The organism is Paraburkholderia sp. NPDC080076 (genome assembly GCF_050281145.1).
Classification (GTDB): domain Bacteria; phylum Pseudomonadota; class Gammaproteobacteria; order Burkholderiales; family Burkholderiaceae; genus Paraburkholderia.
In genome coordinates this window covers 512,758-534,938 of record NZ_JBNNWQ010000003.1, presented here as the reverse complement: position 1 = coordinate 534,938, position 22,181 = coordinate 512,758, and the positions used below count along the sequence as shown (strand labels likewise).

At 62.4% G+C, this 22,181-nt stretch carries 19 protein-coding genes; 10 read left to right on the top strand and 9 right to left on the bottom strand.

The features are described 5' to 3' along the window. Window positions 1-33: 33 nt before the first annotated feature. A complete protein-coding gene (locus tag ACQKRQ_RS14700) occupies window positions 34-2,019 on the bottom strand; it encodes a primary-amine oxidase (RefSeq protein WP_427477788.1) in 1,986 nt (661 codons plus the stop codon). A 198-nt stretch (window positions 2,020-2,217) separates the two neighbouring features. Between ACQKRQ_RS14700 and ACQKRQ_RS14695 the strand changes: the two genes are divergently transcribed. The 3 genes from ACQKRQ_RS14695 (at window position 2,218) to ACQKRQ_RS14685 (ending at window position 6,225) form a co-directional block, all read left to right on the top strand. Further along, the gene (locus tag ACQKRQ_RS14695) at window positions 2,218-3,222 is read left to right on the top strand and encodes an AraC family transcriptional regulator (RefSeq protein ID WP_132374615.1); all 1,005 of its coding nucleotides are present in this window, start codon (window positions 2,218-2,220) and stop codon (window positions 3,220-3,222) included. A 281-nt stretch (window positions 3,223-3,503) separates the two neighbouring features. Further along, on the top strand, window positions 3,504-4,955 hold the full coding sequence (locus ACQKRQ_RS14690; RefSeq protein ID WP_207915634.1) for an APC family permease: 1,452 nt from the start codon (window positions 3,504-3,506) through the stop codon (window positions 4,953-4,955). 55 nt (window positions 4,956-5,010) lie between these two features. Then, a complete protein-coding gene (locus ACQKRQ_RS14685; RefSeq protein ID WP_427477785.1) occupies window positions 5,011-6,225 on the top strand; it encodes a porin in 1,215 nt (404 codons plus the stop codon). Between the two features lie 876 nt (window positions 6,226-7,101). On the opposite strand, the gene ACQKRQ_RS14680 is transcribed toward ACQKRQ_RS14685, so the two are convergent. Together ACQKRQ_RS14680 and tam are read right to left on the bottom strand one after the other, a co-directional pair. Beyond that, window positions 7,102-7,467 (bottom strand): hypothetical protein, encoded by a 366-nt coding sequence (locus ACQKRQ_RS14680; RefSeq protein ID WP_132374613.1) that lies wholly within the window; start codon window positions 7,465-7,467, stop codon window positions 7,102-7,104. A 162-nt stretch (window positions 7,468-7,629) separates the two neighbouring features. Next, window positions 7,630-8,406: a trans-aconitate 2-methyltransferase gene (gene tam, locus ACQKRQ_RS14675; RefSeq protein ID WP_132374612.1), complete on the bottom strand. Its 777-nt coding sequence runs from the start codon at window positions 8,404-8,406 to the stop codon at window positions 7,630-7,632. 146 nt (window positions 8,407-8,552) lie between these two features. Here tam and ACQKRQ_RS14670 point away from each other — a divergent pair, with 146 nt between their 5' ends. Then, window positions 8,553-9,449 (top strand): LysR family transcriptional regulator, encoded by an 897-nt coding sequence (locus ACQKRQ_RS14670; RefSeq protein ID WP_408176901.1) that lies wholly within the window; start codon window positions 8,553-8,555, stop codon window positions 9,447-9,449. Between the two features lie 190 nt (window positions 9,450-9,639). On the opposite strand, the gene ACQKRQ_RS14665 is transcribed toward ACQKRQ_RS14670, so the two are convergent. Genes ACQKRQ_RS14665 through ACQKRQ_RS14655 form a run of 3 tightly spaced genes read right to left on the bottom strand, consistent with a single transcriptional unit; the run spans window position 9,640 to window position 13,094 of the window. Next, the gene (locus ACQKRQ_RS14665) at window positions 9,640-10,287 is read right to left on the bottom strand and encodes a GntR family transcriptional regulator (protein WP_132374610.1); all 648 of its coding nucleotides are present in this window, start codon (window positions 10,285-10,287) and stop codon (window positions 9,640-9,642) included. 52 nt (window positions 10,288-10,339) lie between these two features. Next, the gene (locus tag ACQKRQ_RS14660; protein WP_427478343.1) at window positions 10,340-11,698 is read right to left on the bottom strand and encodes an aspartate aminotransferase family protein; all 1,359 of its coding nucleotides are present in this window, start codon (window positions 11,696-11,698) and stop codon (window positions 10,340-10,342) included. A 46-nt stretch (window positions 11,699-11,744) separates the two neighbouring features. Then, a complete protein-coding gene (locus ACQKRQ_RS14655) occupies window positions 11,745-13,094 on the bottom strand; it encodes a glutamine synthetase family protein (protein WP_408429648.1) in 1,350 nt (449 codons plus the stop codon). Window positions 13,095-13,414: 320 nt separating this feature from the next. On the opposite strand from ACQKRQ_RS14655, the gene ACQKRQ_RS14650 reads away from it, so the two are divergent. After that, window positions 13,415-13,846 (top strand): hypothetical protein, encoded by a 432-nt coding sequence (locus ACQKRQ_RS14650; RefSeq protein WP_427477781.1) that lies wholly within the window; start codon window positions 13,415-13,417, stop codon window positions 13,844-13,846. 10 nt (window positions 13,847-13,856) lie between these two features. Here ACQKRQ_RS14650 and ACQKRQ_RS14645 read toward each other — a convergent pair whose 3' ends face one another. Beyond that, window positions 13,857-14,687: an oxidoreductase gene (locus tag ACQKRQ_RS14645; protein WP_427477779.1), complete on the bottom strand. Its 831-nt coding sequence runs from the start codon at window positions 14,685-14,687 to the stop codon at window positions 13,857-13,859. A gap of 219 nt (window positions 14,688-14,906) precedes the next feature. Here ACQKRQ_RS14645 and ACQKRQ_RS14640 point away from each other — a divergent pair, with 219 nt between their 5' ends. The 3 genes from ACQKRQ_RS14640 (at window position 14,907) to ACQKRQ_RS14630 (ending at window position 17,037) form a co-directional block, all read left to right on the top strand. After that, window positions 14,907-15,854: an AraC family transcriptional regulator gene (locus ACQKRQ_RS14640; RefSeq protein ID WP_408291340.1), complete on the top strand. Its 948-nt coding sequence runs from the start codon at window positions 14,907-14,909 to the stop codon at window positions 15,852-15,854. Window positions 15,855-15,928: 74 nt separating this feature from the next. Continuing rightward, window positions 15,929-16,552, top strand: a complete 624-nt coding sequence (locus ACQKRQ_RS14635) for a glutathione S-transferase family protein (protein ID WP_408429640.1) — start codon at window positions 15,929-15,931, stop codon at window positions 16,550-16,552. Window positions 16,553-16,689: 137 nt separating this feature from the next. Continuing rightward, window positions 16,690-17,037 (top strand): hypothetical protein, encoded by a 348-nt coding sequence (locus ACQKRQ_RS14630; protein WP_408246832.1) that lies wholly within the window; start codon window positions 16,690-16,692, stop codon window positions 17,035-17,037. A gap of 30 nt (window positions 17,038-17,067) precedes the next feature. Here the strand turns inward: ACQKRQ_RS14630 and ACQKRQ_RS14625 are convergent, their stop codons facing one another. After that, entirely contained in the window at window positions 17,068-17,427 is a 360-nt protein-coding gene (locus ACQKRQ_RS14625; RefSeq protein ID WP_427477776.1) for a darcynin family protein, read from the bottom strand. Between the two features lie 101 nt (window positions 17,428-17,528). On the opposite strand from ACQKRQ_RS14625, the gene ACQKRQ_RS14620 reads away from it, so the two are divergent. After that, window positions 17,529-18,167: a TetR/AcrR family transcriptional regulator gene (locus ACQKRQ_RS14620; protein ID WP_427477774.1), complete on the top strand. Its 639-nt coding sequence runs from the start codon at window positions 17,529-17,531 to the stop codon at window positions 18,165-18,167. 45 nt (window positions 18,168-18,212) lie between these two features. Here the strand turns inward: ACQKRQ_RS14620 and fabV are convergent, their stop codons facing one another. Then, a complete protein-coding gene (gene fabV / locus ACQKRQ_RS14615; RefSeq protein WP_427477772.1) occupies window positions 18,213-19,409 on the bottom strand; it encodes an enoyl-ACP reductase FabV in 1,197 nt (398 codons plus the stop codon). A 170-nt stretch (window positions 19,410-19,579) separates the two neighbouring features. Between fabV and ACQKRQ_RS14610 the strand changes: the two genes are divergently transcribed. Continuing rightward, window positions 19,580-22,084 (top strand): transglycosylase domain-containing protein, encoded by a 2,505-nt coding sequence (locus ACQKRQ_RS14610; RefSeq protein WP_427477770.1) that lies wholly within the window; start codon window positions 19,580-19,582, stop codon window positions 22,082-22,084. Window positions 22,085-22,181: the final 97 nt, after the last annotated feature.

Sequence of the window (22,181 nt, the reverse complement as noted above, 5' to 3'; positions counted from 1 at the left end):
AGAGCGGCGTGCCGTGCGCGAGGCACGACCGGATCAGTGCTTGCAGCAGCCATGATCCGTGGACTTGCCGTCTTCGACGCTGTTCAGATCACGTTCGGCCGGCAAGTCCATGGTCGGGTTGCCGGAGAAGAAGTTGTTCGGCTTGAGCATGAAACCGGCGTACTCCACCGGCATCACCGGGAAATCCTCGGGTTTGCACACATGCGTGTGGCCGAAGCTATGCCACAGCACGACGTCTTCGTTCTCGATGTTGCGATTCGCCTCGATATAGCGCGGCAGGCCGTCGCCCCCCGAATGCTGATTCGGATAGTCGCCGCTCGCATAGCGCTCAGCCGGATCGAACGGCGTGACCCACACGTGACGCGTGGCAAAGCCGCCGCGCTGACGCACCTTCGAACGCTCGTCGGCCAGCATCAGCGGCGAGTCGTTGACGACCAGCTTGTAGCCCGGATTTGCGCCCACGGCATTCTTCACGTTGGGGTTGCTGACCTTCCAGTAGCGACCCGTGCTGCCGTTCGCCACACGTGCGGCTTCGTTTTCCGTTTTCAACACGCGTTTGGTCGTGTCGAACACGTTGCCGTACGGGTTGTTCTCGCCCATAGGACGCGGCACGAATTCGTGTTCGGTCACCGTGTTGCGCTCGCCGTCCACCATCATGTGCATGCGCGCGTTGAAGAAGTGCTGATGCGTCGGGCCGCCGAGGTTTTCCGTGATCATGCCGCCCCAAGGATAAGTGTCGCCATCAGCCACCGCCGAGGTCTGCACGATGCCGGTCAGCTTGCATTCGAGCTGAATCGTGCCGTCCTGATACAGATACCAGTAGAAGCCGTAGTCGTAATTGCCGACGGTGGCGAAGAAGGAAATCACAAGGCGTCGCGAGCGGCGCATTTCGAACACGCCGGTGCGGAATTCGTAGTGCTTCCAGAGCGTGCCGTAGTCTTCTTCGTGCATGCAGACGGCGTTCTTCATCACGAATGCGTTGCCGAAATCGTCTGCGGACGGAATGTCGAAATAGCGGATCGTGCCGAGGCAATCACAACCGAGTTCGAGTTGATTCGCCAGTTTGCCAAGACCGTATTCGCCCGCGTCGAACGCGCTTTTCCAGTAGTGGTTGGTGCTCGGGTCGGAGTAGGGCACGCACATTTCCGTGACGCTCGCACGGTAGATGATCGGGCGCGTGCTCCTGCCGTCGTCCCACGACAGTTGATGCAGCACCAGCCCTTCGCGTGGCGTGAAGCCGACACGGAAGTTCCAGTTCTGCCAGTTCACATGCCAGCCCTCGATCGTAAAGCTCGGGCCGTCGGGTTGATTGATCGACAGCGGTTTGAGCGTGCTGCGCGGCTCGCCGAGACTCGGCGTGTCGTAGTTATGCTTGGCGCGCGGAATCGGAATGATGCGGCCGTCGTCCACCAGTTCGATCACTTTCTTTTCGAGCAGATCGACCACGGCCATCACGCCTTCAATTGGGTGTGCGTAGCCGTTATCGGTCAACGTCTCGCGGTAGTAGCTCACGCAACGCACCAAACGCCGGCCGTTTTCGTTCTCGCGATCGAAACAGCCCGCCGAGAACGGATCGACCTGCACGCGTTCCAGATCTTTTTCGCTGAGGCCGCGCTTCATGACAGCCACGCGCCATGCTTCATCGCTCTTGACGATCTGTTCCGCGTTCGTGAAGTCGTCGATCATGATGGGCGGCTGGCCGTAAGGCGCCTCGCCAAACGGCATGACACGGCGCGCGGCAATTTTCTTTTCTCTCAGGTCCACCTCGAATTCGATCGTCGCGCCATTCGACCGATCGATTGCGAGCACGAAGGCCGTGCGCGAAAAATATTCGCCGGTCTTGAATGCCACCACTTCGGCTTTTGGCGGCTCGCGCAATTCGACCATCGGAAAACGCGCGTGCGAATCGAGTTTTTCGGCGGCTTTCACGAGGTCGCACGCGAGCTGCATTTCTGCGCCGCTCAGTGGGTCGAGCGGATGAGCGGGGGCATGAGCGGCTTTCGTGGCATTCGTGTTCATAAGATTCCCGTAAGAAGTTGCTGGACCGGACAGCGTGCTCGCGAGGCGAATGAGGCGCGGCGAACGCTGAGTCGATGGCAAATCGTAGGAACCCAATAATATTTTCGCGCTTGCCTATCGCGCCAAATGAACGATAAAGTGCGCCAAGAGGAATGACACGAGCCACCATCAGCGAAGACTGGAGAGGAGACGCTCAGCATGAAAAAAGTCACGCTCAACGGCAGTTTCCCGATGATCCGCGCCGCGGTCATGGGGCCGGTTGTGCGCGCACTCGATGCATCGGGCGCGCAATGCGACGCGCTGCTGGAGGAGTTCGGCATGAGCCGCAAGCTCCTGTCGAATCCCTATGAAATTCTGCCGCTCACGCGCTATGTGACGGCGTTCGAGCGCGCCGCCGAGGTGCTCGGCGAGGCCGCGCTCGGCCTGCGCCTTGGCAGTGAGTTGCAATTGACGGAGCTGGGGCCGGCGGGTCTGGTGTTTCTTTCGTCGCCGACCTTGAATGCGGCCATGCGCAAGTTCTCGCTCGCGCTCGCCTCGTGGCAGAACACCACCACCTGCGAATTGCTGCGCGACGACGAATGGCCGATCTGGACCTACCAGATCGCCAGTCCGCAAATCTGGCCGCGCCGGCAGGATGCGGAATACAGTCTTTCGACGATGTGCCACATGGTTCGGCTCGTGCGCGGCGCCGCGTGGAATCCGGTAGAAGTGCATTTCGAACACGCTGCGCCGGCCGATCTCAAACCGTATGCGCGTATCTTTCGCGTGCCGGTGCGCTTTCAGCAGCCTTTCAACGGCTTGATTCTGCGGCCCCAGGATCTCGACGCTTCGCTCAAAAGCGCCGACACGCAAATGGCGCGCATGATGGAGCGCCACGCCACCGATCTGATCGCGCGCGATGCGATGCCGCACAGCATCGTCGAGCAGGTTCGGGATCTGGTGACGCGGCGGCTCGCGCACGAAAAGCTGATCGTCGCCGACATCGCGAAGGATCTCGGTCTCTCGCATCGCTCGTTGCAACGGCACCTCGCGCAGGAGGGCACATCAGTGCGGCAGATCGTGCGCGAGGAACGGCAGCGTAGCGTCGAAGGGTTGCTCGAGCGAGAAGAGCTTACCAATGCGGCGATTGCACGCGCCGTTGGTTATGCCGATGCCACGGTCTTGTGGCGCGCCACACGCAACTGGAAAAAGAATAGCGCGTGACGTCGGTGCATTTTTTTTCACTCTGAAAGCATCTCGCGGTTTTGCCATTGCCGCGCGAGAATAATTCAGGTTCCTAAGTATTCGCTGCAAACCACCGCACTCGGGCTTCCCCGCATTGGCGCAAATTATCGAAAATTTGGCGCGGTTCGCGAAGTCGCTTTATTTTTTAGCTACCTACCATGCGCTCACACCGAAGCATCGGAGATCGGTCAAGTGAGCGCCTGGATCAGCAGTACGGGGTTCAGGCGAGTCCCAGACTAGCCAACACACAAGAGGCAGCGATGAGTGAACCCTATTCTCCGACCCGAGCGGTCGACGCGGAGAACCCCGTGGAATTGAAAGGCAATACGCTGGGCTTATGGCAGATCGTGTTCCTCGTGATTTCGGCGGCCGCGCCGCTGACCGGCATGCTCGGCGCGGTGCCGCCCGCGATCAGTCTGGGCAATGGCGCGGGCATTCCGGGCGCGTTCGTGATTGCCGGCGCGGTGCTGCTGATTTTCAGCGTGGGCTTTGCGTCGATGAGCCGGCACGTGGTGCGCGCCGGCGCGTTTTACGCGTATATCACCGCCGGACTCGGGCGGCCGCTGGGCATGGCCGGAGCGCTCGTCGCGCTGATGTCGTACACGTTCATCCAGATCGCGCTGTACGGATTGTTTGGCTTCTTCTGCACGGTGATCCTCTCGCCGCTTTTGCATACCGCGTTGCCCTGGTACGGGTATTCGCTGATCTGCGTGGCCGTGGTGCAATTCACCGGCATCCGCGGCATCGATCTGAATAGCCGCCTGCTCGGCGTGCTGATGTGTCTCGAACTGGGCATTCTGCTGGTGCTCGCAATTGCGATCGTCGTGCATGGCGGCGGACCTGACGGCCTCACGCTTGCGCCGTTCACACCGCAGCATGTGTTCAGCGGTCACCTCGGCATTGCGGTGATGTTCGCCTTTGCCTCGTTCATCGGTTTCGAAGCGACCGCGATATACGGCAAAGAATGTCGCGATCCGAAGGTGACGGTGCCGCGCGCCACGTACGTATCCGTGATGTTGATTCTCGTGTTCTTCGCGTTCGTCACGTGGACGATCGTCTGCGCGTACGGCCTTGCCGATGTGGTCACGGTCGCGACCAAAGAGCCCGGCGATTTCTGGTTCATCCAGTCCGGCAAATATCTGGGCGGCGCGGTGACGACGGTGATGAGTTTCCTTTTGCTCAGCAGCATCTTTGCGAGCCTGCTGTCGTTTCATAACACGCTGGTGCGTTATATCCATGCGCTGAGTCTCGAAGGCATCCTGCCGCAAGCACTCAATCGCGTGCACGAAAAATATCGTTCGCCGTATGTGGCGAGCTATCTGCAGACACTCTCCGTGTGCGTGCTGCTCGGACTTTTTATCGCGGCGGGCAGCGACGTGTTCAACATCGTGTTCAGCTGGAGTTCGGCGCTCGGCACGATCGGCATTGTGATGTTGCAGGCGGTGACGAGTTTTTCGGTGATCGCGTTCTTCCGCAAGACGCGCAAGGACACACGCGTATGGCACTCGTTCGTCGCACCGCTGGTGGGTGGCTTCGGCCTGTTGTATATCGGCGTGATTCTGGTGCGCAACCTCGATGCGCTCAGCGGCTCCGATAGTCCGATCGTCAAATCCTTCCCCTGGATCGTGTTCACGGTGGCGCTGGTCGGCGTGGTGATCGGTCTCATCCTGCGCAAAAAGCGCCCGGATATCTACGCGCGCTTCGGCCAGTAAGGGAAACGCGCGAATCGCGCGACAACCACCTACCTCACTTCTCGACAAGACAATCATGGCAGACACTTTCGTCAAGCGCTCGGCGCTTGCGTTGGCCGCGTTCGGCCTTTCGATGGGCGCGCATGCGCAATCTTCGGTGACGCTTTACGGCACGGTCGACGCCGGCCTCGTCTACACGAACAACCAGCAGACGACGCTCGCCGACGGCAACACCAACGGACACGCGAACTATCAACTGGCGGGCGGCAATCTGGTGCCGTCGCGCTGGGGCTTGATGGGCACGGAGGATATCGGCGGCGGCACGACGGTCAATTTCGCGTTGGAGAACAGCTTTCTGATCGGCAGCGGCGCGATGCTGCAATCGAATACGCTGTTCAATCGCAATGCGTGGGTCGGTGTGAACAACTCGACATATGGTGCACTGACGTTCGGCCGGCAATACGATCCGTTCTCGGACTACATGGGCGCGTATGCATCGAGTAATAACTGGGCCACGCTGTACGGTTCGCATTTCGGCGACGTCGACAATCTGAACGAGGCGTTCAACTTCAACAATTCGATCAAGTACATCAGTCCGGGTTTTGGCGGGTTGACCGTTGGGGGATTGTTCAGCCTTGGTGGCGTGGCGGGGAATTTTTCGCAGAACAAGGGGTGGGCGCTGGCGGCGAATTATGCGCAGGGACCGTTGTCGCTGAGCGCGGGGTATCTGGAGTTGAATCAGCCATTGCAGGCGGCGTTGGGGGGCACGAGTGGCTATATCGGCGACTTCAGCTGTGCGAATGCGGACGCGTCGTATTGTCTGTTGCAGGATGCGAGCAAGATACGGATTTTTGGGGCAGGGGGTTCGTATTCGTTCGGCAAGGCGAATGTGGCGGTGACGTATACGCATACGCGGTTGTCGCAGAGTCAGTACTTTTCGAGTGCGGCGCGGCCTGCCGGGACTGATGTGTCGTTCGATATTGCCGAGTTGAATACGACTTATGCGCTCGCACCGGATTTGCAGCTAGGGTTTGCTTATATTTTCAATGACGCCAAGCCGAGCGGCAGTGCTTCTACTCGCGTGCATCAGATCAACCTTGGTGCTGTGTATAGCTTGTCCAAGCGCACTGCTGTTTATGCGGTGGCGATTGGGCAGAAGTCCTCGGGGGCTGGATTAGGGATTGACCCGGCAACCGGCGCGACGGAGAACCTGGCGCAGATTCCGAATATCGTTAATTCGGATACGGATAAGCAGGTTTCCGTGATTGTGGGGCTGCGGCATAATTTTTGAGGTTGGTTTTTTTGGGTGGTTGAATTGGATGTGGTCTTTTTGGGGTTTTGGGCCTTTCCTTGGAATCTTGTCGGTCTATTGGCGTTGCCCCTGTGCGGGGCGGCACCTACTTTCTTTGCCGCCGCAAAGAAAGTAGGCAAAGAAAGCGGCTTCACACCGCCAGCTTGTAAGCGGGTCCCCCGCGCAGCCACGGTAGTGGTCCATCTGGAATCCGTGCCCCCGCACACTCCGCGTTCGTGACCAGGCTGTCATACTTCCCGCCTCGCACTGCGTGCGCGTCGGAAGGGTATGCACTGAAACCAGTGGCTTCGTTTGGGTTTGGTGGGGGCCATCTGCTTCGCCTCGGCGAAGCGTCGGAACACGGTGGGGGATGCGAGAACTGCCCCTCGGCGCAAGAGACCGTCGTTTCAGAAATGCTTGGTAGCGCACGAAACGTTAGCAAAATGCCGGATAGCGCGCGAAACGATTGGCAGCGTGAGAAGTACCCGCGAGCGCGAAAAGCGCTGGCTTTGGAAACTCCCGTTGGCGCGAAGACTTGGGACGGTCACGACGCGCAGCCGCGCCGCGAGAAACGGTCGGCAGTTGGAAAGTGCCGCTGACGCAAAAAACGATGGGCAATACTTGAAGTACCGCGACGGTGCGCGCAGCGCCGCCGGAAGAATGACGGCCTTGTCACTGGGGCTGAATGTGCGGGGGCACGGATTCCAGATGCACCACTACCGCGACTGTGCGAGGGACCCGCTTAAGAATTAGCGGTGTGAAGCCGCTTTCTTTGCCTACTTTCTTTGCGGCATGCAAAGAAAGTAGGTGCCGCCCCGCACAGGGGCAACGCCAATAGACCGACATGATTTCAAGGAAAAAGGCCAAAACCCAAAATCAATCCGCCAACCTCTTATCCGCCAAAGCACTCTGACAATCCGCAATAACCTGCCTCACAAGCCTCGCTTGAGGATCGAGCTCATCAGTATCAAGAATCTCCTCAACCGCATCTCTCGCCCAATCCGCTTCGACAAACTGCGCATGCCGCCGCGCAATCTCCACCGCGGTAGCGCTCAACTTGGCGATCGTGAGCCAATCAGCCTCGCGCGCCCGCCGGTCGAGCCACTTATGCGCGGCCTGCACATGAAACGCCGCGTCCGGCCAGTCCTCATTCAGGTAATAGGCGCCAAGACTCCCGCATGTGAGCCAGCACAACAGCTCCAAACGGTCTCGTGGACTCAGATGATGGCGTACATCACTCATGGCGACGCTCGCTGCTGAAAATTGCGTTCCGGTGAGAACGGCGAGTCGCCGTTCCCCACTTTCATTGAACAATATCACGCAGAATTCAAGCAGGGCAATTCCTGAGTACCCTGGCGCGCGCCGGCACAGCCGGCGCGGCCACCCGCTCGCGGGGCGCCGCCGCTAGCGGGTGGCGACGATGAACAGCCGCGGAAACGGCAGCAGCACCGTGCCGTCGGCGAGCGCAGGATAAGCCGCGGCGATCGCGTCCCGGTAACGCTGCAAGAACGCGGCTTGCCCGGCGTCGTCGAGCTCGGCGAGGAACGGCCGCAGCGCGCTGCCCTTGAACCATTCGACCACCGCGTCCGCGCCGCCCGCGAGCGGGTGGTGGTAGACGGTGCGCCACACGTCGACCCGCGCACACAGCGGTTCGAGCAACGCGTAGTACCAGCCGGCGCCATAGCGCATGGTGCGCTCGACGCCCTTGAGCTGGTGGGCCCAAGGGCCGTCCGCAGCGATTTCGCGCAGCAGACGGTGCGCGGGTTCGTCCAGATTGTCCGGCATCTGCACGGCGAGGCTGCCGCCCGGCGCGAGCTTCGTCACGAGCGACGGAAACAGCCGCTCGTGGTCGGGTACCCATTGCAGCACCGCATTGGCGAGGATCAGGTCGTACGGTCCCGGCGCGTCCCACGTGGAAATGTCGCTCACGTCGAACTGCAATTGCGGCAGACGCTTGCGGGCCGCCTCGATCATGTCGGGCGAACTGTCCATGCCGCTGACCGCCGCCCCCGGCAGGCGCGCGGCGAGCGTCTCGGTCGAGTTGCCGGGTCCGCAGCCGATGTCCACCGCGCTCTTGACCTCCGTCGGCGGCACGGCCGCCAGCAGATCCCTGACCGGGCGTGTGCGCTCGTTTTCGAACAACACGTACTGCTTCGCGTGCCAATCCTTCTTCGACGTCATCTGATGCTCCTTGTGTCCGTGGTGGCCGGATCGGTGGACGACGATTGCGTCTCTTCGGCGGTTCGAACCGATCCAATCCGCTCATTCTCAGCGCCCCCAAGGGCGGAGTAAAATGAATTTATCATTCCGATTCTTTCATTTTTCTAATGAAAATCGACACGCTCGGCGTTCAGGCGTTCGTCGCCATCGCGGATCGCGGCAGCTTCCAGAGCGCCGCCGATTCATTGCACGTCACGCAAACGGCCATCACGCAGCGTCTGCGCAAGCTCGAAACCTACCTCGGCGTCACGCTGATCGAGCGGACCACACGCTCCATGGCGCTCACCGAAATCGGGCGCAGTTTTCTGCCTCAAGCGCGCCGCTTGCTCGGTGAACTGGCCGACGCGCTGGTCGAAATCCGCGAGACCGGCGTGGCGCGCCGCGGCGATGTGTCGATCGCCTGCGTGCCGACGGTGGGCGTGCAATATTTGCCGCGCATTCTGCAAGCGTATTCGGCGCGGTATCCGCATAACCGCATCAGGATTCTCGATCACGCGTCGTCAGCGGTGGAGGCGGCGGTTTTGCGCCGGGAGGTCGAGTTCGGCATCAATATCGCGCGCGAGCATCATCCGGATCTGGCCAGCGTGCCGCTCACGGAGGACCGCTATGTGCTGATCTGCCACGAGGATCATCCGCTGGCCAAGCGGCGCCGCATCGCGTGGCAGCAGCTGCAGGCTTATCCGCTGATCTTTGCGGGCGAGGTGAGCGGCAACCGCGCGTTACTGGACGTCGCGCTGGAAACGAGCGAACTGGCGCTGCGCTCCTTTTACGAGGTGCAGCGCAGTTCGACGGCGGTCGGGCTGGTCGCGCAGGGCGTGGGCGCGGCCGTGGTGCCGGCGCTCGCGCTTCAGAAGGGCGCGTATCCGACGGTGCGTACCGTCGAGCTCACGCATCCCGCCGTGTCGCGCACGCTCGTTCTCGTGGCGCGCAAGACCGCGCAGTTGTCGCCGGCGGCGCAGGCGCTTTACGACATGATTCTCGAGCAGGCGACGCTAAAAGGCTGAGCGCGGCCAGGTCACTCCGGTGCTTCAGGTCGGAACGTCCTCAGGCTCGGCAAGCGCAAAATATGTTGTCGCGTGGCGCAGGTCGCGTTCAGTCACCGTCGCACGGTTCAGAGTGAGCATCTTGGGCAATGCGCCCGCACACACATCGCTGCAAGACTCGGAAGATTGCGCCCGATCACCCATCGCATGCCTACAAGCACTGCGCCCGCAAGCACGTCGCAGCATGATTCAGGTCACGCTCAATCGCCCGCCGCACGCCGGCAGCGTCGCGCGCTCTGGCAGCGCTCAACAGATCGTCGTGCGCATCATTGAGCGAATCGGCAAATAGCGCCTCGCCGAACAGCAAATTCGAAATCGGCCCGACCTGCAGCCACACGGTTTCGATCAACTCCAGCAGCAGCGGCGAGCCGGCCGCCCGGTACAGAATCAGATGGAATGCCTCGTTGGCGTCGAGATAACCTTTAGTGTCGGCACTGCGCAACGCCTGCGCCATCTGCACATTCAGTTTTTCCAGCGTGCCGAGGTCGTGCGCCGTGAGATGCGGCACGCCGAGTTCGGCGGCCTGGCCTTCGAGAATCAGGCGCACGCGCAGCACATCGTCGAACTGTTGTTTCGACAGATGCGGCACCGTCACGCCGCAATTGGGCACGTTGACGAGCGCCGATTCGGCCGCGAGGCGCTGCAAGGCGGAGCGCACCGGCATTTCGCCCACACCGAGTTCGGCGGCGACGTGGCGGATCTTGATGCGCTCGCCGGGCACGAAGCGTCCGATCGTCAGCCACTGCCGCAGCGTGTCGTAGGTCTGGTCCTGCAGCGTGTGATGGCGCGAAGTTTTCATGATGCTCGATGCAAAACCCCTTCAAAAAGGGTGCAAAAAAGTCGACGCGACATTAGGTCAGTTCGCCAAGACAGGCGTCGAACGCGGCGACCAGCTTGTCCACGTCTTCTATCGACGTTTCCGGGCAGACCAGGATCATGTTGTGAAACGGCGTGATCAACACGCCACGGTTCAGCAAATAAAGGTGCAAGACGTGTTCCAGTTCGGGATCGAGCTGGCGTCCGGCTTCGCTGCCGTTGCGCGGCGGCGTCGGCATGAACTGGAATTCGTTGCGGGCGCCGACACGCGTCACGCACCACGCAAGTCCGTGCCGCCCAATCGCGTCCCGCAGTCCGCTCTCGATGCGCTCCGCCAGCGTGAACATATGCTCGTATGCCGCGTCGGTCATCACCTCGGCGAGCGTGGCACGGATCGCGCTCATGGCCAGCATGTTCGCGGTGAGCGTCGTGCCGATGCCGGAGTGTCCCGGCGGCGCACCGCGCTTGGCCTGCTGGGCCCGCGCGGCGAATTCGGCGCTAAAGCCATATACAGCGCACGGAAAGCCGCCACCGACCGGTTTGCCCAGCACGAACAGATCGGGTTCGAGCCCGTGCGCCGTCGTATAACCGCCGGGGCCGCAACTGATCGTGTGCGTTTCGTCGATGGCGAGCAGCGTGCCGTAGCGGCGCATCAGCGCTTGCGCCTCGCGCCAGTAGTCCGCCTCGGGCAGCACCATGCCGATGTTGGTCAGCGCGGGTTCGGCGAGCACGCAGGCCACGTCGCCATCTTTTAGCGCGTTTTCCAAGGCGGCCAGGTCGTTGAATTCGATCACGCGCGTGCTGCCGAGCAGGTCGTGAACCTGGCCGATCAAACTGTCGCGCTGTTGCGGCTTGCCGTCGACCAGATCGACGAAGACGTCGTCCACGGTGCCGTGATAGCAGCCGTTGAAAATCACGATCTGCTTGCGCCCGGTCGCCGCTCGCGCCCAGCGCAGCACGAAGCGGTTGGCGTCGCTCGCGGTCATCGCGAACTGCCAGTACGGCAGCCCGAAACGGCGCGCGAGTTCTTCGCCGACCCAGGCGGCGTCTTCGCCCGGCAACATGGTCGTCAAACCGCGTTGCGCCTGCGCGGCGAGCGCTCGCGCGACGGGCGCCGGCGAATGGCCGAACATCGCGCCGGTGTCGCCGAGGCAGAAGTCCGCATAGCGGTGACCGTCCACATCTGTGAACGCTGCGCCGCGTGCCTCTTCGACGTAAAGCGAGAAGGGTGTCGACCAGTCGTTCATCCAATGCAGCGGCACGCCGAACAGCAGGTGACGCGCCGCGCGTTCGGACAACGCGCGCGACTTCGGCATGGCCTCGACGAACGCGCGGCGTTCGCGTTCGACGAGCGCTTGCGCACGCTCCCAGTTGATGCCGTGACGGGTATTCAATTGCAATTGCACGCTCTCCAATCAGATTGTCGGCGGCGGTCCACGCTCAGACGAGCAGTTGCAGATGCTCGCGTTCCCACGCGGTAATGCCTTGCGAGAAGGTCTCGAATTCCTTTTCCTTCACCGCGCAATACGCCTGCACGAAGCTGTCGCCGAGCACCTCGGCGAGTTCGCCGCATTTCGACAGCGCCTTGAGCGCGTCTTCGAGACCGCGCGGCAATTCGTACTCGAGGTCGTAGGCGCTTTCGATCATCGGCGTCGACGCTTCCTGCTGCTCCACCATGCCGAGATAACCGCAGGCGAGGGTGGCCGCCATGGCGAGATACGGGTTCACGTCGACGCCCGGCACGCGGTTTTCGAGTCGCCGGCCGTCCGGCCCGGAGTTCGGCACGCGGATTCCGCAGGTGCGGTTGTCGTAACCCCAGCGCACGTTGATCGGCGCGGCGGTGAAGCGCGACAGGCGCCGGTAGGAGTTCACGTACGGCGCGAACATGGGCATGGCTTGCGGCATGTACTTCTGCAAGCCGCCGATATAGTTGAAAAACAGCGGGCTCGCCGAGCCGTCCGGCAGCGAAAAAATGTTCTGGCCACTTTCCCGATCGACGATGCTTTGATGAATATGCATCGCGCTGCCCGGTTCGTGCTCCATCGGCTTGGCCATGAAGGTGGCGAAAATGCCGTGACGGAAGGCCGTTTCGCGCACCGCGCGTTTGAACAGGAACACGCGGTCGGCGAGATCGAGCGCGTCGCCGTGTGAAAAATTGATCTCCATCTGCCCGGCGCCGACTTCATGCACGAGCGTCTCGACGCCGAGCTGCGTCATCTCGCAGAAACGCGACAGGTCCTGGAAGAACGGATCGAATTCGTTGACCGCGTCTATCGAAAACGACTGGCGGCCGGCTTCGTGGCGCCCCGCGCGGCCGAGCGGCGGGCGCAGCGGTTCATGCGGATTCTTGTTCTGCGCGATCAGATAGAACTCCATCTCCGGCGCGACCACCGGGCGCCAGCCGCGCTCTTCGTAAAGCTGCAGCACGCGGCGCAATACCGCGCGCGGCGAGATGCCGATCGGTTTGCCGTCCAGCCCGACGCAGTCGTGAATCACCACGGCCACCTGTTCGATGGCCCACGGCACGAGGCGCACCGTGTTCGGATCGGGAATGCAGACCATGTCGGGATCGCTCGGCCCGACAAAGCGCTCGAAATTCGCGAATTCGCCGTTGACGGTGATCATCAGCAGCGCATTCGACATATGCATCTTGCCTTCTGAGAGAAACAGGTTCTTAGGCACGATCTTGCCGCGCGCGACGCCGGTCATGTCCGGTATCACGCACTCCACTTCATGGATCCGGTGATGTTCGAGGAATTCGCGCAAGCCGCCGTGTAGGTCGCTTTGCAAGGTTGACTCCAGTCGGTTGATGACAGCGGCGCGAGGCGCTTTCGACAACGGAGCGCGATGAGCCGCCTGTTCGGAAAAGCTGGATTTTTTTGCATTGTGGGATTTGATCAAATCATGCCACGAATTCTGCCTTCGTGAAATGGGATGAAACCCGTGCGCGCGGCGCCCGGTTCCGCCGTTCCCTGGGTTGCTTTGCCGCAGGCTTTATGCCACGCGGTGCCACTCTCGTGGCGTCGAGGTATGCGGAACAATCGATCGCATGGCACCTTTTCACGTAGCAGCCGGGCACGACTTCCAATCGCATCGCAGGACAGTTCCCGGTGACCGCGGGCTTGCCGCTGAGCACGAAATATATCCAGTCCGAGCAATCCGTGGTCGGCAAGGGCTATAGCGAGTTCGTGGTCAACAACATTGCTGAACACGGCGAGAAGGACAAGCTGGTCGACGTTCTTTCGCTTGGCCCGATCAACAAGCCGGCGCGCGGCGTCGAACGGATCGATTGGGAGCCGGTGAAACATCAATGGAAGTCGGCGTGGACCAACGCTACCGCGGTGTCGATCAGCATGATGCCGACAATGAGCGGCACGTCCAACCGGGGTAACGGTGGCCACGCGCAGCCGCAACTTTTCCCGAACGGCGACTTGTTGTGCAACAGCATCGGCGGCCCGACTCGGGTTCGCAATCAGCAAGCGGTCGAGTTAGCCCGGGTGCCGCTTTTCACGTGCCCCTCACGCGCCCATGGCGGCGCATGAGGGGCGTGCTTCAAGCGAAGTCCGTGGAGCGCGACAGTGGTTCCCACTGTTCGATCTCCTCGTTCAGCGCCGCCAGCTTCGTCTTCACCAGGTCGAGCGCATCGTTGCCGAGCAGCAGATGCACCGGCGGATTCTTTGCCGCAACGATTTCCAGCAGCGCCTGCGCCGCTTTGTGCGGATCACCCGCCTGCTTGCCGCTTTTTGCTTCGCGCGCCTCGCGGATCGGGTCGAACAAGGTGTCGTAGTCGGCGACGCTGCGGCTTGCCCGGACCATCGAGCGGCCCGCCCAATCCGTACGGAACGAGCCGGGTGCGACGGCCGTGACCTTGATGCCGAAACCCGCCACTTCTTTCGCCAGCGCGTCGGTGATGCCTTCGAGCGCGAACTTGCTGCCACAGTAATACGCAATGCCGGGCATCGTGATGAAGCCGCCCATCGACGTGATGTTGATGATGTGACCCGAGCGGCGCTCGCGCATGGCGGGTAGCACGGCCTTGATCATCGCGACCGCGCCGAACACGTTGACATCGAATTGACGGCGCAGATCGTCGAGCGGCGATTCCTCCAGCGTGCCTTCGTGTCCGTAGCCGGCGTTGTTGACGAGGACGTCGATCGGGCCGACCGTTTGCGTGATCGCGGCGACAGCAGGCGCGATCGCCTCGAAATCCGTGACGTCGAGCACGACGGCATGCGCCCGTTCGGCCGCCGACGCCGTGAACGCATCGCGCGCCGCTGCATTGCGCACCGTGCCGACGACGGTATGGCCCGCGTCGAGTGCCGCCTGCGCGAATGCGCGGCCAAAACCGGAACTGACGCCGGTGATCAGAAACGTTTTGCTCATGGTGATCCACTCCTTTGTTTTGTCCGTCATCACATGGCGCTTTCGGGCGAAAACGCGTGGCATCGACGGAAACCAGCATAGGACTGAATGGTAGGAGCGGCAGGGCTGGGCGCAAATGCCGGTTCGTCTGCGGTGATTGCCTAATTCTATGAGCGGATGGATTTTCCGATGCAACGATGGCACAGTGCAATCTGCTTAGCCATGTCGACGGGGCCCGTAGTGAAGCACAAACACCATGATCCGAGCGCGCGGCAACGCATGGTGGCCTTGCTCGAAAATCTCGCGCCGCTGGAAGGCTACAACCTCACCGCGCTGCCCGATGTGCGCTTTCTGCGCTCGAACCGGCCGCTCAGCCGCACACCGGTGCTGTACGACCCCGGCGTGGTGATCGTGTGCCAGGGGCGCAAGCGGGGCTTTCTCGGCGAGACGGTCTATGTGTACGACGCGCAGCACTACCTGGCCGTCTCGGTGCCGGTGCCGTTCTCCATGGAAACCGAAGCAAGCGAGGCGGAGCCCTTGCTCGCCATCTATTTCCGCCTCGACTTCAAGCTGGCCGCCGATCTGATGCTGCAACTCGACGAGCGGGAGGCCGGCGTGCCGGCCGAGCCGCGCGGCATGATGTCGACGCCGCTTGACGCGAAGCTGAGCGCTTCGGTATTGCGCTTTCTTGAGGCAATGAGCGTGCCGCTCGAGGCCGAGTTGCTCGGCCCGGCATTGGTGCGCGAAATCTACTTCCACGTGCTGACCGGCGAGCAGGGCGGATCGATGCGCGCCGCGCTGACCGCGCAAGGCCAGTTCGCCCGAATCGCCAAGGTGATCCGCAAGATTCACGCATGCTATCGCGAGCCGCTCGACATCGAGCAACTCGCGCTGGAAGCGAACATGAGCGTGCCGAGCTTCCACTCCCATTTCAAGGCCGTGACGCGCACCTCGCCGATGCAATATCTGAAGTCGACGCGGCTTCATCAGGCGCGCCTGCTGATGGTGAGAAACGAGGTGACGGCGGCGCTCGCGTGTGTGCAGGTGGGTTATGAGAGCGCCTCGCAATTCAGCCGCGAATTCAAGCGCCTGTTCGGTCGCAGTCCGGTCGAGGAGGCCGACCGGATGCGCAAATCCTTTGCCGTGCCACCGCCCGCGCCGGGGTCGATCTTCGTCGCGTCGCACTGAACGGCGCTGGCCCGGTGCGCATGGCGCAAACTGTGCCTGTCCGTTTCATCGAGCCGTCGATACGCTTTGAACCCATGCTACAGATACTCGGCAAGACCTCATCCATCAACGTCCGCAAAGTGTTGTGGACGTGCGCGGAGCTCGCGCTTCCATTCGAACAGGAAGACTGGGGCTCCGGTTTTCGCGCGACCAACGTGCCGGAATTTCTCGCGCTGAATCCCAACGCAATGGTCCCCGTTATCAAGGACGGCGAGTTCGTGTTGTGGGAGTCGAATTCGATCATCCGCTACCTGGCGGGCCGCTATCACGGCGAGTCGTTATATCCCGTCGAACCTGGCGAGCGCGCCCGCTGCGATCAGTGGATCGACTGGCAGGCGAGTGAATTGAACCGTTCATGGAGCTACGCGTTTCTGGCGCTGGTCCGGCATTCGCCGGCCCACCAGGATCCGCAGCAGATCGAGCTGTCGTGCGCGAACTGGGCGAGGCATATGGCCATGATCGAAGACCAGTTGCGGAAAACCGGCGCGTTCATCGCGGGGGACGCATTTTCGCTCGCGGACATTCCGATCGCGCTGTCCATCAACCGCTGGCTGGAAACGCCGTTGCAGCACGGCGAATTGCCCGCGGTCGCGGCGTATATGGCGCGTCTCTCCACGCGCGAAGCCTACCGAACCTATTGCCGCAATGGCACGCCGTAGCGCGTTCGCGCATAGCCGGGACGCTTACAAGAATCCGTATGCGATGCTTACGGATTTCCTGCTCATGCAAGCGCTTCTGCGTGGTACGCCCCGACTCGCCTACAATGGCCGCTTTTGCGACACCGATTGAAGGTTCCATGATGCGGGTATCGAAAGTTGCGCTGGCGTTTGTGGCCGCGTGTTTCACTCTGAATGCGAGCGCCGAGATGACGGCCGCCCAGTACAAGAAATGGGCGCATGCCGATAACAACTCGGTCTACGCCGCGTACATTACCGGCACGATCAACGCGTTCGGCTGGGCCAACGGCGAGCTGGTATCGAAGAAGAAGCCGCCGCTCTTCTGCCCGCCGCAAAATCTCGCCATTGGCAACCAGAACGTCTATCCGCTGCTCGACGAGTTCTTCAACAATCACCCGGGCATTTCGGACGACTTTCCGATCGGCCTGGCGATTCTTCGTTCGCTCCAGGCCGCGTTTCCCTGCTGAAGTGGATCGTGACGGCGCGGCCGACGCGGCTCAGGCCGCCGTCAGCGTGTCGCGGTCGTAGTTCTTCGCGTAGGCGTTCTCCACGCCCGGCAGAATCTCCACGATGTCGAAGTAGCGGTCCCAGAACGGCGTCTCGCGCAAGGCTTCGACCACCATTTCATACGCGTGATGGCTCGTCGCATTCCACACCCAGATATCGGTGACGCGCGCCGAATAAAATTCGATGTCGTAAAAGCGCATGCTGACTTCGTCGGCGTGACGCTCGAGGATCGGCTCGACGTGTTCGGCCAGCAGACGGAAGCGTTCGTCGACGGAAAAGCCGAGCCATTCGGGCGTCGTTTTGACGAGCATGAATACGGTCAGTACGGGGGCTTTGGCAGATGAAGTCATGAGGCTCGAGTCCTGTTGAATGTCGAAGGGCTAATGGGGTTTTCGCGAAAACAGGATTAGAATACGAGCGAATACTCACATTTGAAACTCGCATTCCGGACATGGCCAGATCAGCTTCCACGCAGCGTCTGAAGCCCCGTAAAGCGCCGCTTCAGCGGCGTTCGGCGCAAACCGTCGAGACCGTGCTCGAAGCGGCGGCTCGCATTCTGGAGACACGCGGACTCGACGGCTACACCACCAACGCGGTCGCGGAGCGGGCCGGCGTCAGCATCGGCTCGCTTTATCAATACTTTCCGAATCGCGACGCGTTGACCGTTGCGTTGATCGAGCGCGAAACCGCGCAACTGGTGGTGGACGTGGAGGCGGCGTCGTTACTGGAGAACTCGCGTGACAGCGTGCAGGCGATGGTGCGCGCGTCCGTCGCGCATCAGATGCGCAGGCCGGTGCTGGCGCGCATCATCGATGCCGAGGAGCGCCGCTTGCCGGTCGACGAGCGCAATCAACGCATCGCCGACACCATTCATACGGCGCTGGTCAGCGCGCTGACGGAAAAGGCGCAGGTGCCCGAACTGGACGATGTGGATCTGGTCGCGCGCGATCTGCTGGCGATCGTGCGCGGCATGGTCGACCAGGCGGGTGAGCGCGACGAGCGTGACGCGGCCGCGCTGGAAGTGCGTGTGATGCGCGCGGTGGACGGGTACGTGGCGCAGTCGAGGAGGGTGGACGGCGACGCGATTTAGCGGCGCAAGAGACTGAAGCGGGGCCGCCCAAGGCCCCGCGCTTCATCAAACCTGCACGAGCTTCGGAATCTGCACGTCCGGATTGACATCCGCTTCATAATCCACGCCCGCGATTTCGAAGCCGAACAGACGCAGGAAATCCGTCTTGTAGCCGCTGAAATCAGTGAGTTCGTAGATATTGTCGTTGGTCACCTGAGTCCAGAGTTCCTGCACGCGGTTCTGGACTTCAGGATCGAGCTCCTTGTAGTCCGCGCGCAGACGTCCTTCGTCGTCGAGATGCGGCGCCGCGCCGTACATGCTGTCCTTGTACAGGCCATAGACCTGTTCGATACAGCCTTCGTGTGTGCCTTTCTCCTTCATCACCTTGAAAAGCAGCGACAGATACAGCGGCATCATCGGGATCGCGGAGCTGGCCTGGGTGACGACCGCCTTGAGCACGGAGACGCGCGCGTCGCCGCCCTTGGCCGCCAGCTTCTCGCGAATGCCCAGCACCTTCTGGTCGAGATCCTTCTTGGCCGCGCCGATCGAGCCGTTCCAGTAGATGTCGTGAGTGATCTTCTCGCCGAGGTAGGTGAACGCGGTGGTCTTCGCGCCGTCCGCGAGCACGCCGGCTTCGAGCAGGGCGTCGATCCACATTTGCCAGTCTTCGCCGCCCATCACCGCGACGGTGTCGTCGATTTCTTGCTGGGTGGCGGGTTCGAGCACGGTCTCCTTGATGACTTCCTTGTCCGTGTCGATGCCGCGCAGATTCACGGCACGGCCGACCGGCTTGAGCGTCGAGCTGAACACTTCACCGCTTTTCGGATGCGTGCGCTTGGGCGCGGCGAGGCTGTAGACGACCAGATCGACCTGACCCAGATCGCGCTTGATGACTTCGATGGCGCGATGCTTGACTGCGTCGGAGAAGGCGTCGCCGTTGATGCTGGTCGCGTACAGGCCTTTTTCCGTGGCGAATTTCTCGAAGGCGGCGGTGTTGTACCAGCCAGCCGTGCCCGCCTTGGTTTCACTGCCGGCGCGTTCGAAGAACACGCCGAGCGTGGCGGCGTCCGAGCCGAACGCCGCGCTGATGCGGGCGGCAAGGCCGTAGCCCGTGGATGCGCCGATCACGAGCACCTTCTTCGGGCCGTTGGCGATGGGGCCGCGTGCCTTGACGTAGTCGATCTGTTCGCGGACGTTGGCCTCGCAGCCGGTCGGATGGGTGGAAACGCAGATGAAGCCACGCACGCGCGGTTTGATGATCATGAAGCACCTCTTGTCGGAATTGGCGACATTATAGTGGGCCGCGATTGTTGCGGGCGCGCCGCGGCGGTTTGGCGGATTGCGAGGCGCTTGCAGCGCGTTCGCGGCAAAAAATCGGCCGCCGCCGCGCATCTTGGTAGGATTGCGCCTTTCCAAGCCGACGGTAAGCTAGTGTGAAGCGCTTCATCCCCTCATTTCTGGCGGCCCTTGAAAAAGGGCTGACTCTCGCGAACCCGCTCGTCGCGCAGGCCCTGTGGCACTTGCGCCATCCTACGCGCCGCGGCGTCCTGAAGGCTTGCGCGGCGCTTCCGCTGCTGTTCGTGCTGTATGTGCTGATCCTGATTCCGTTCACACCGAGCATCGGCGATATCCGCAAGGCCAAGATCGAGCAGCCGGCGCAGATTCTGTCGGCGGACGGCAAGCTGCTGGCCGAATTCAAGCCCTCCAACCGCGAGTGGGTCAAGCTCAAGGACATCTCGCCCAACGTGGTGAACGCGCTGATCGCCACCGAAGATCACCGCTTCTACGAGCATTGGGGCCTCGACTGGCGGCGTACGGCGTCGGCCGCGCTGCATACGTTTTCCGGCGACCGGCAGGGCGGCTCGACCATTACCCAGCAGCTCGCCCGCAATCTGTATCCCGACGAGATCGGCCGCGCGCCGACGCTCACGCGCAAGCTCAAGGAAGCGATCACGGCCTTCAAGATCGAGGCGCTCTACACCAAGGACGAGATTCTCGAAACCTACCTGAATACGGTGCCGTTCCTCTACAACGCCTACGGCATCGAGATGGCCGCGCGCACCTATTTCGACAAATCGGCTTCCGATCTGACTGTGCTGGAAAGCGCCACGCTCACCGGCATGCTCAAGGGCAACAGCTACTACAACCCGGTGCTCAATCCCGAACGCGCGTTGCAGCGGCGCAATACCGTGCTCGGGCAGATGGTCAAGTACGGCAAGCTGACGCCGGCGGCCTACGCGACCTTGAGCCGCCGGTCGCTGCGGATCGATTTCGAGCGTCAGACCGAGCCGCCCGGACCCGCGCCGCATTTCGCGCAGCAACTGCGCAAGTGGCTGGCGTCGTGGGCGGATCGCAACGACTACAACATGTATGCCGACGGCCTGGTGGTGCGCACCACCATCGATTCGCGTCTGCAGACCATGGCGACCCAGGCCGTGACTTTGCAGGGCAATCAGTTGCAGGGCATCGCCAATTCCGCGTGGGGCACCCGCGCGGGCTGCTCGAACGGCAAGGATCTCCTGCAGACCTTCCTGCGCGAAACACCCGACTACCGCGCCGCGAAAGACGCCGGCCTGAGCGATGACGACGCGCTCAAACGCGTCTCGTCCGACCGCGATCTGGTCAAGTCGGTTTGTGAGTCCAAGACGCGCGTGCAGGCGGACTTTCTCGCAATGGACCCGCGCAACGGCCAGATCCGGGCGTGGGTGGGCAGCCGCGACTTCAGCCAGGACCCGTTCGACCACGTGCAGCAGGCGCGGCGCCAGCCGGGTTCGACCTTCAAGCCGTTCGTCTACGCGGCGGCCTTCGAATCGGGCGCGAAACCCGCCGACACCTTCGTCGACAAGCCCGTGGAGATTCCGCTGGCAGGCGGTGAAGTCTGGCGTCCGAGCGACGAGGACGAGCCGAGCGAGCGCAAGATCAGCCTACGCGACGGCCTCGCGTATTCGCGCAACCGGATCACTGCGCAACTGATGGAAACGGTCGGCCCGAACAAGGTCGCGCGCCTCGCTCGCGCGATGGGCGTGCGCGATAGCGAACTGGACCCGGTGCCGTCGCTCGCGCTCGGCACGAGCCCGGTCACGCTAAAGGAAATGGTCTCGGCCTACGGCACGATCGCCAACCTCGGCGGCTATGTGGAGCCGGTGATGGTGACGCGCATCGAGAACCGCAAAGGCGAAGTGCTGGCCGAGTTCGCGCCTGCGCCGTCCAAGCAGGAACTGTCCGCCGACGCCGACCGCGTGCTGATCGACGTCATGCGCGACGTGGTGAACCGCGGCACGGGCTCGAGCATTCGCAGCCGCTTCGGCGTGCGTGGCGACGTCGCGGGCAAGACCGGCACGACGCAGGGCAACGCGGACGGCTGGTTCATTCTGATTCATCCGCAACTCGTGGCGGGCGCGTGGGTCGGGTTCAACGACAGCCGCGTGACCTTGCGCAGCGACTATTGGGGCCAGGGGGCGCACAGCGCGCTGCCGATCGTGGGCGATTTCTTCCAGCGCGCGCAGCGTTCGAGACTGGTCGACAGCCGCGTCAAATTCGCGACCGACCAGGAGCCGGGCTGGTTCGCCGAACGCTCGGAGCGCTTGCGCGGCTGGTTCCAGAACCTCTTCGCGAAGTCGCCGACGAAGCAGGAGGCGCCGGTTGTGCCGCGCAGCACGACGCGTCGTGCGCCGGCTGCTACGCCGGTCGAGCCGTCAGTTGCGCCGTCGGCGTCGGCCGCGGTGGCGGAGCCGCGAACCTTGCCGCAACCGCCGATGCTGCCGGCGCCGGGTTCCGCGCCGGTGGCGGCGAGCGGGGCGGTCGACGGTGAAGCGCGCGGCGGCGGTGAGCCGGCCTTGGCGCCGACGCCCACGCCGGACGATGTGGTGCCGCCGGATGCCGGCAGTCCGGCTAACGCGCTGCCGGAAACGCCGGCGGGCGGACGCGGCTCGCCGTGAGCGGTGTGGTCTGGCCGCGCTGCGCGGTTGAGCCGGGTCGGCGCTTTTCCCAGGCGTGGCTGCGCTCGTGTGGTTTCTTTCCAAAAGCACGGCTCAA

What these genes read in the sequence shown, in the direction of transcription:
- ACQKRQ_RS14700 (WP_427477788.1), bottom strand. Translation starts at nt 2,019, where the DNA reads ATGAACACGAATGCCACGAAAGCCGCTCATGCCCCCGCTCATCCGCTC.
- ACQKRQ_RS14695 (WP_132374615.1), top strand. Translation starts at nt 2,218, where the DNA reads ATGAAAAAAGTCACGCTCAACGGCAGTTTCCCGATGATCCGCGCCGCG.
- ACQKRQ_RS14690 (WP_207915634.1), top strand. Translation starts at nt 3,504, where the DNA reads ATGAGTGAACCCTATTCTCCGACCCGAGCGGTCGACGCGGAGAACCCC.
- ACQKRQ_RS14685 (WP_427477785.1), top strand. Translation starts at nt 5,011, where the DNA reads ATGGCAGACACTTTCGTCAAGCGCTCGGCGCTTGCGTTGGCCGCGTTC.
- ACQKRQ_RS14680 (WP_132374613.1), bottom strand. Translation starts at nt 7,467, where the DNA reads ATGAGTGATGTACGCCATCATCTGAGTCCACGAGACCGTTTGGAGCTG.
- tam (WP_132374612.1), bottom strand. Translation starts at nt 8,406, where the DNA reads ATGACGTCGAAGAAGGATTGGCACGCGAAGCAGTACGTGTTGTTCGAA.
- ACQKRQ_RS14670 (WP_408176901.1), top strand. Translation starts at nt 8,553, where the DNA reads ATGAAAATCGACACGCTCGGCGTTCAGGCGTTCGTCGCCATCGCGGAT.
- ACQKRQ_RS14665 (WP_132374610.1), bottom strand. Translation starts at nt 10,287, where the DNA reads ATGAAAACTTCGCGCCATCACACGCTGCAGGACCAGACCTACGACACG.
- ACQKRQ_RS14645 (WP_427477779.1), bottom strand. Translation starts at nt 14,687, where the DNA reads ATGAGCAAAACGTTTCTGATCACCGGCGTCAGTTCCGGTTTTGGCCGC.
- ACQKRQ_RS14635 (WP_408429640.1), top strand. Translation starts at nt 15,929, where the DNA reads ATGCTACAGATACTCGGCAAGACCTCATCCATCAACGTCCGCAAAGTG.
- ACQKRQ_RS14630 (WP_408246832.1), top strand. Translation starts at nt 16,690, where the DNA reads ATGATGCGGGTATCGAAAGTTGCGCTGGCGTTTGTGGCCGCGTGTTTC.
- ACQKRQ_RS14625 (WP_427477776.1), bottom strand. Translation starts at nt 17,427, where the DNA reads ATGACTTCATCTGCCAAAGCCCCCGTACTGACCGTATTCATGCTCGTC.
- ACQKRQ_RS14620 (WP_427477774.1), top strand. Translation starts at nt 17,529, where the DNA reads ATGGCCAGATCAGCTTCCACGCAGCGTCTGAAGCCCCGTAAAGCGCCG.
- fabV (WP_427477772.1), bottom strand. Translation starts at nt 19,409, where the DNA reads ATGATCATCAAACCGCGCGTGCGTGGCTTCATCTGCGTTTCCACCCAT.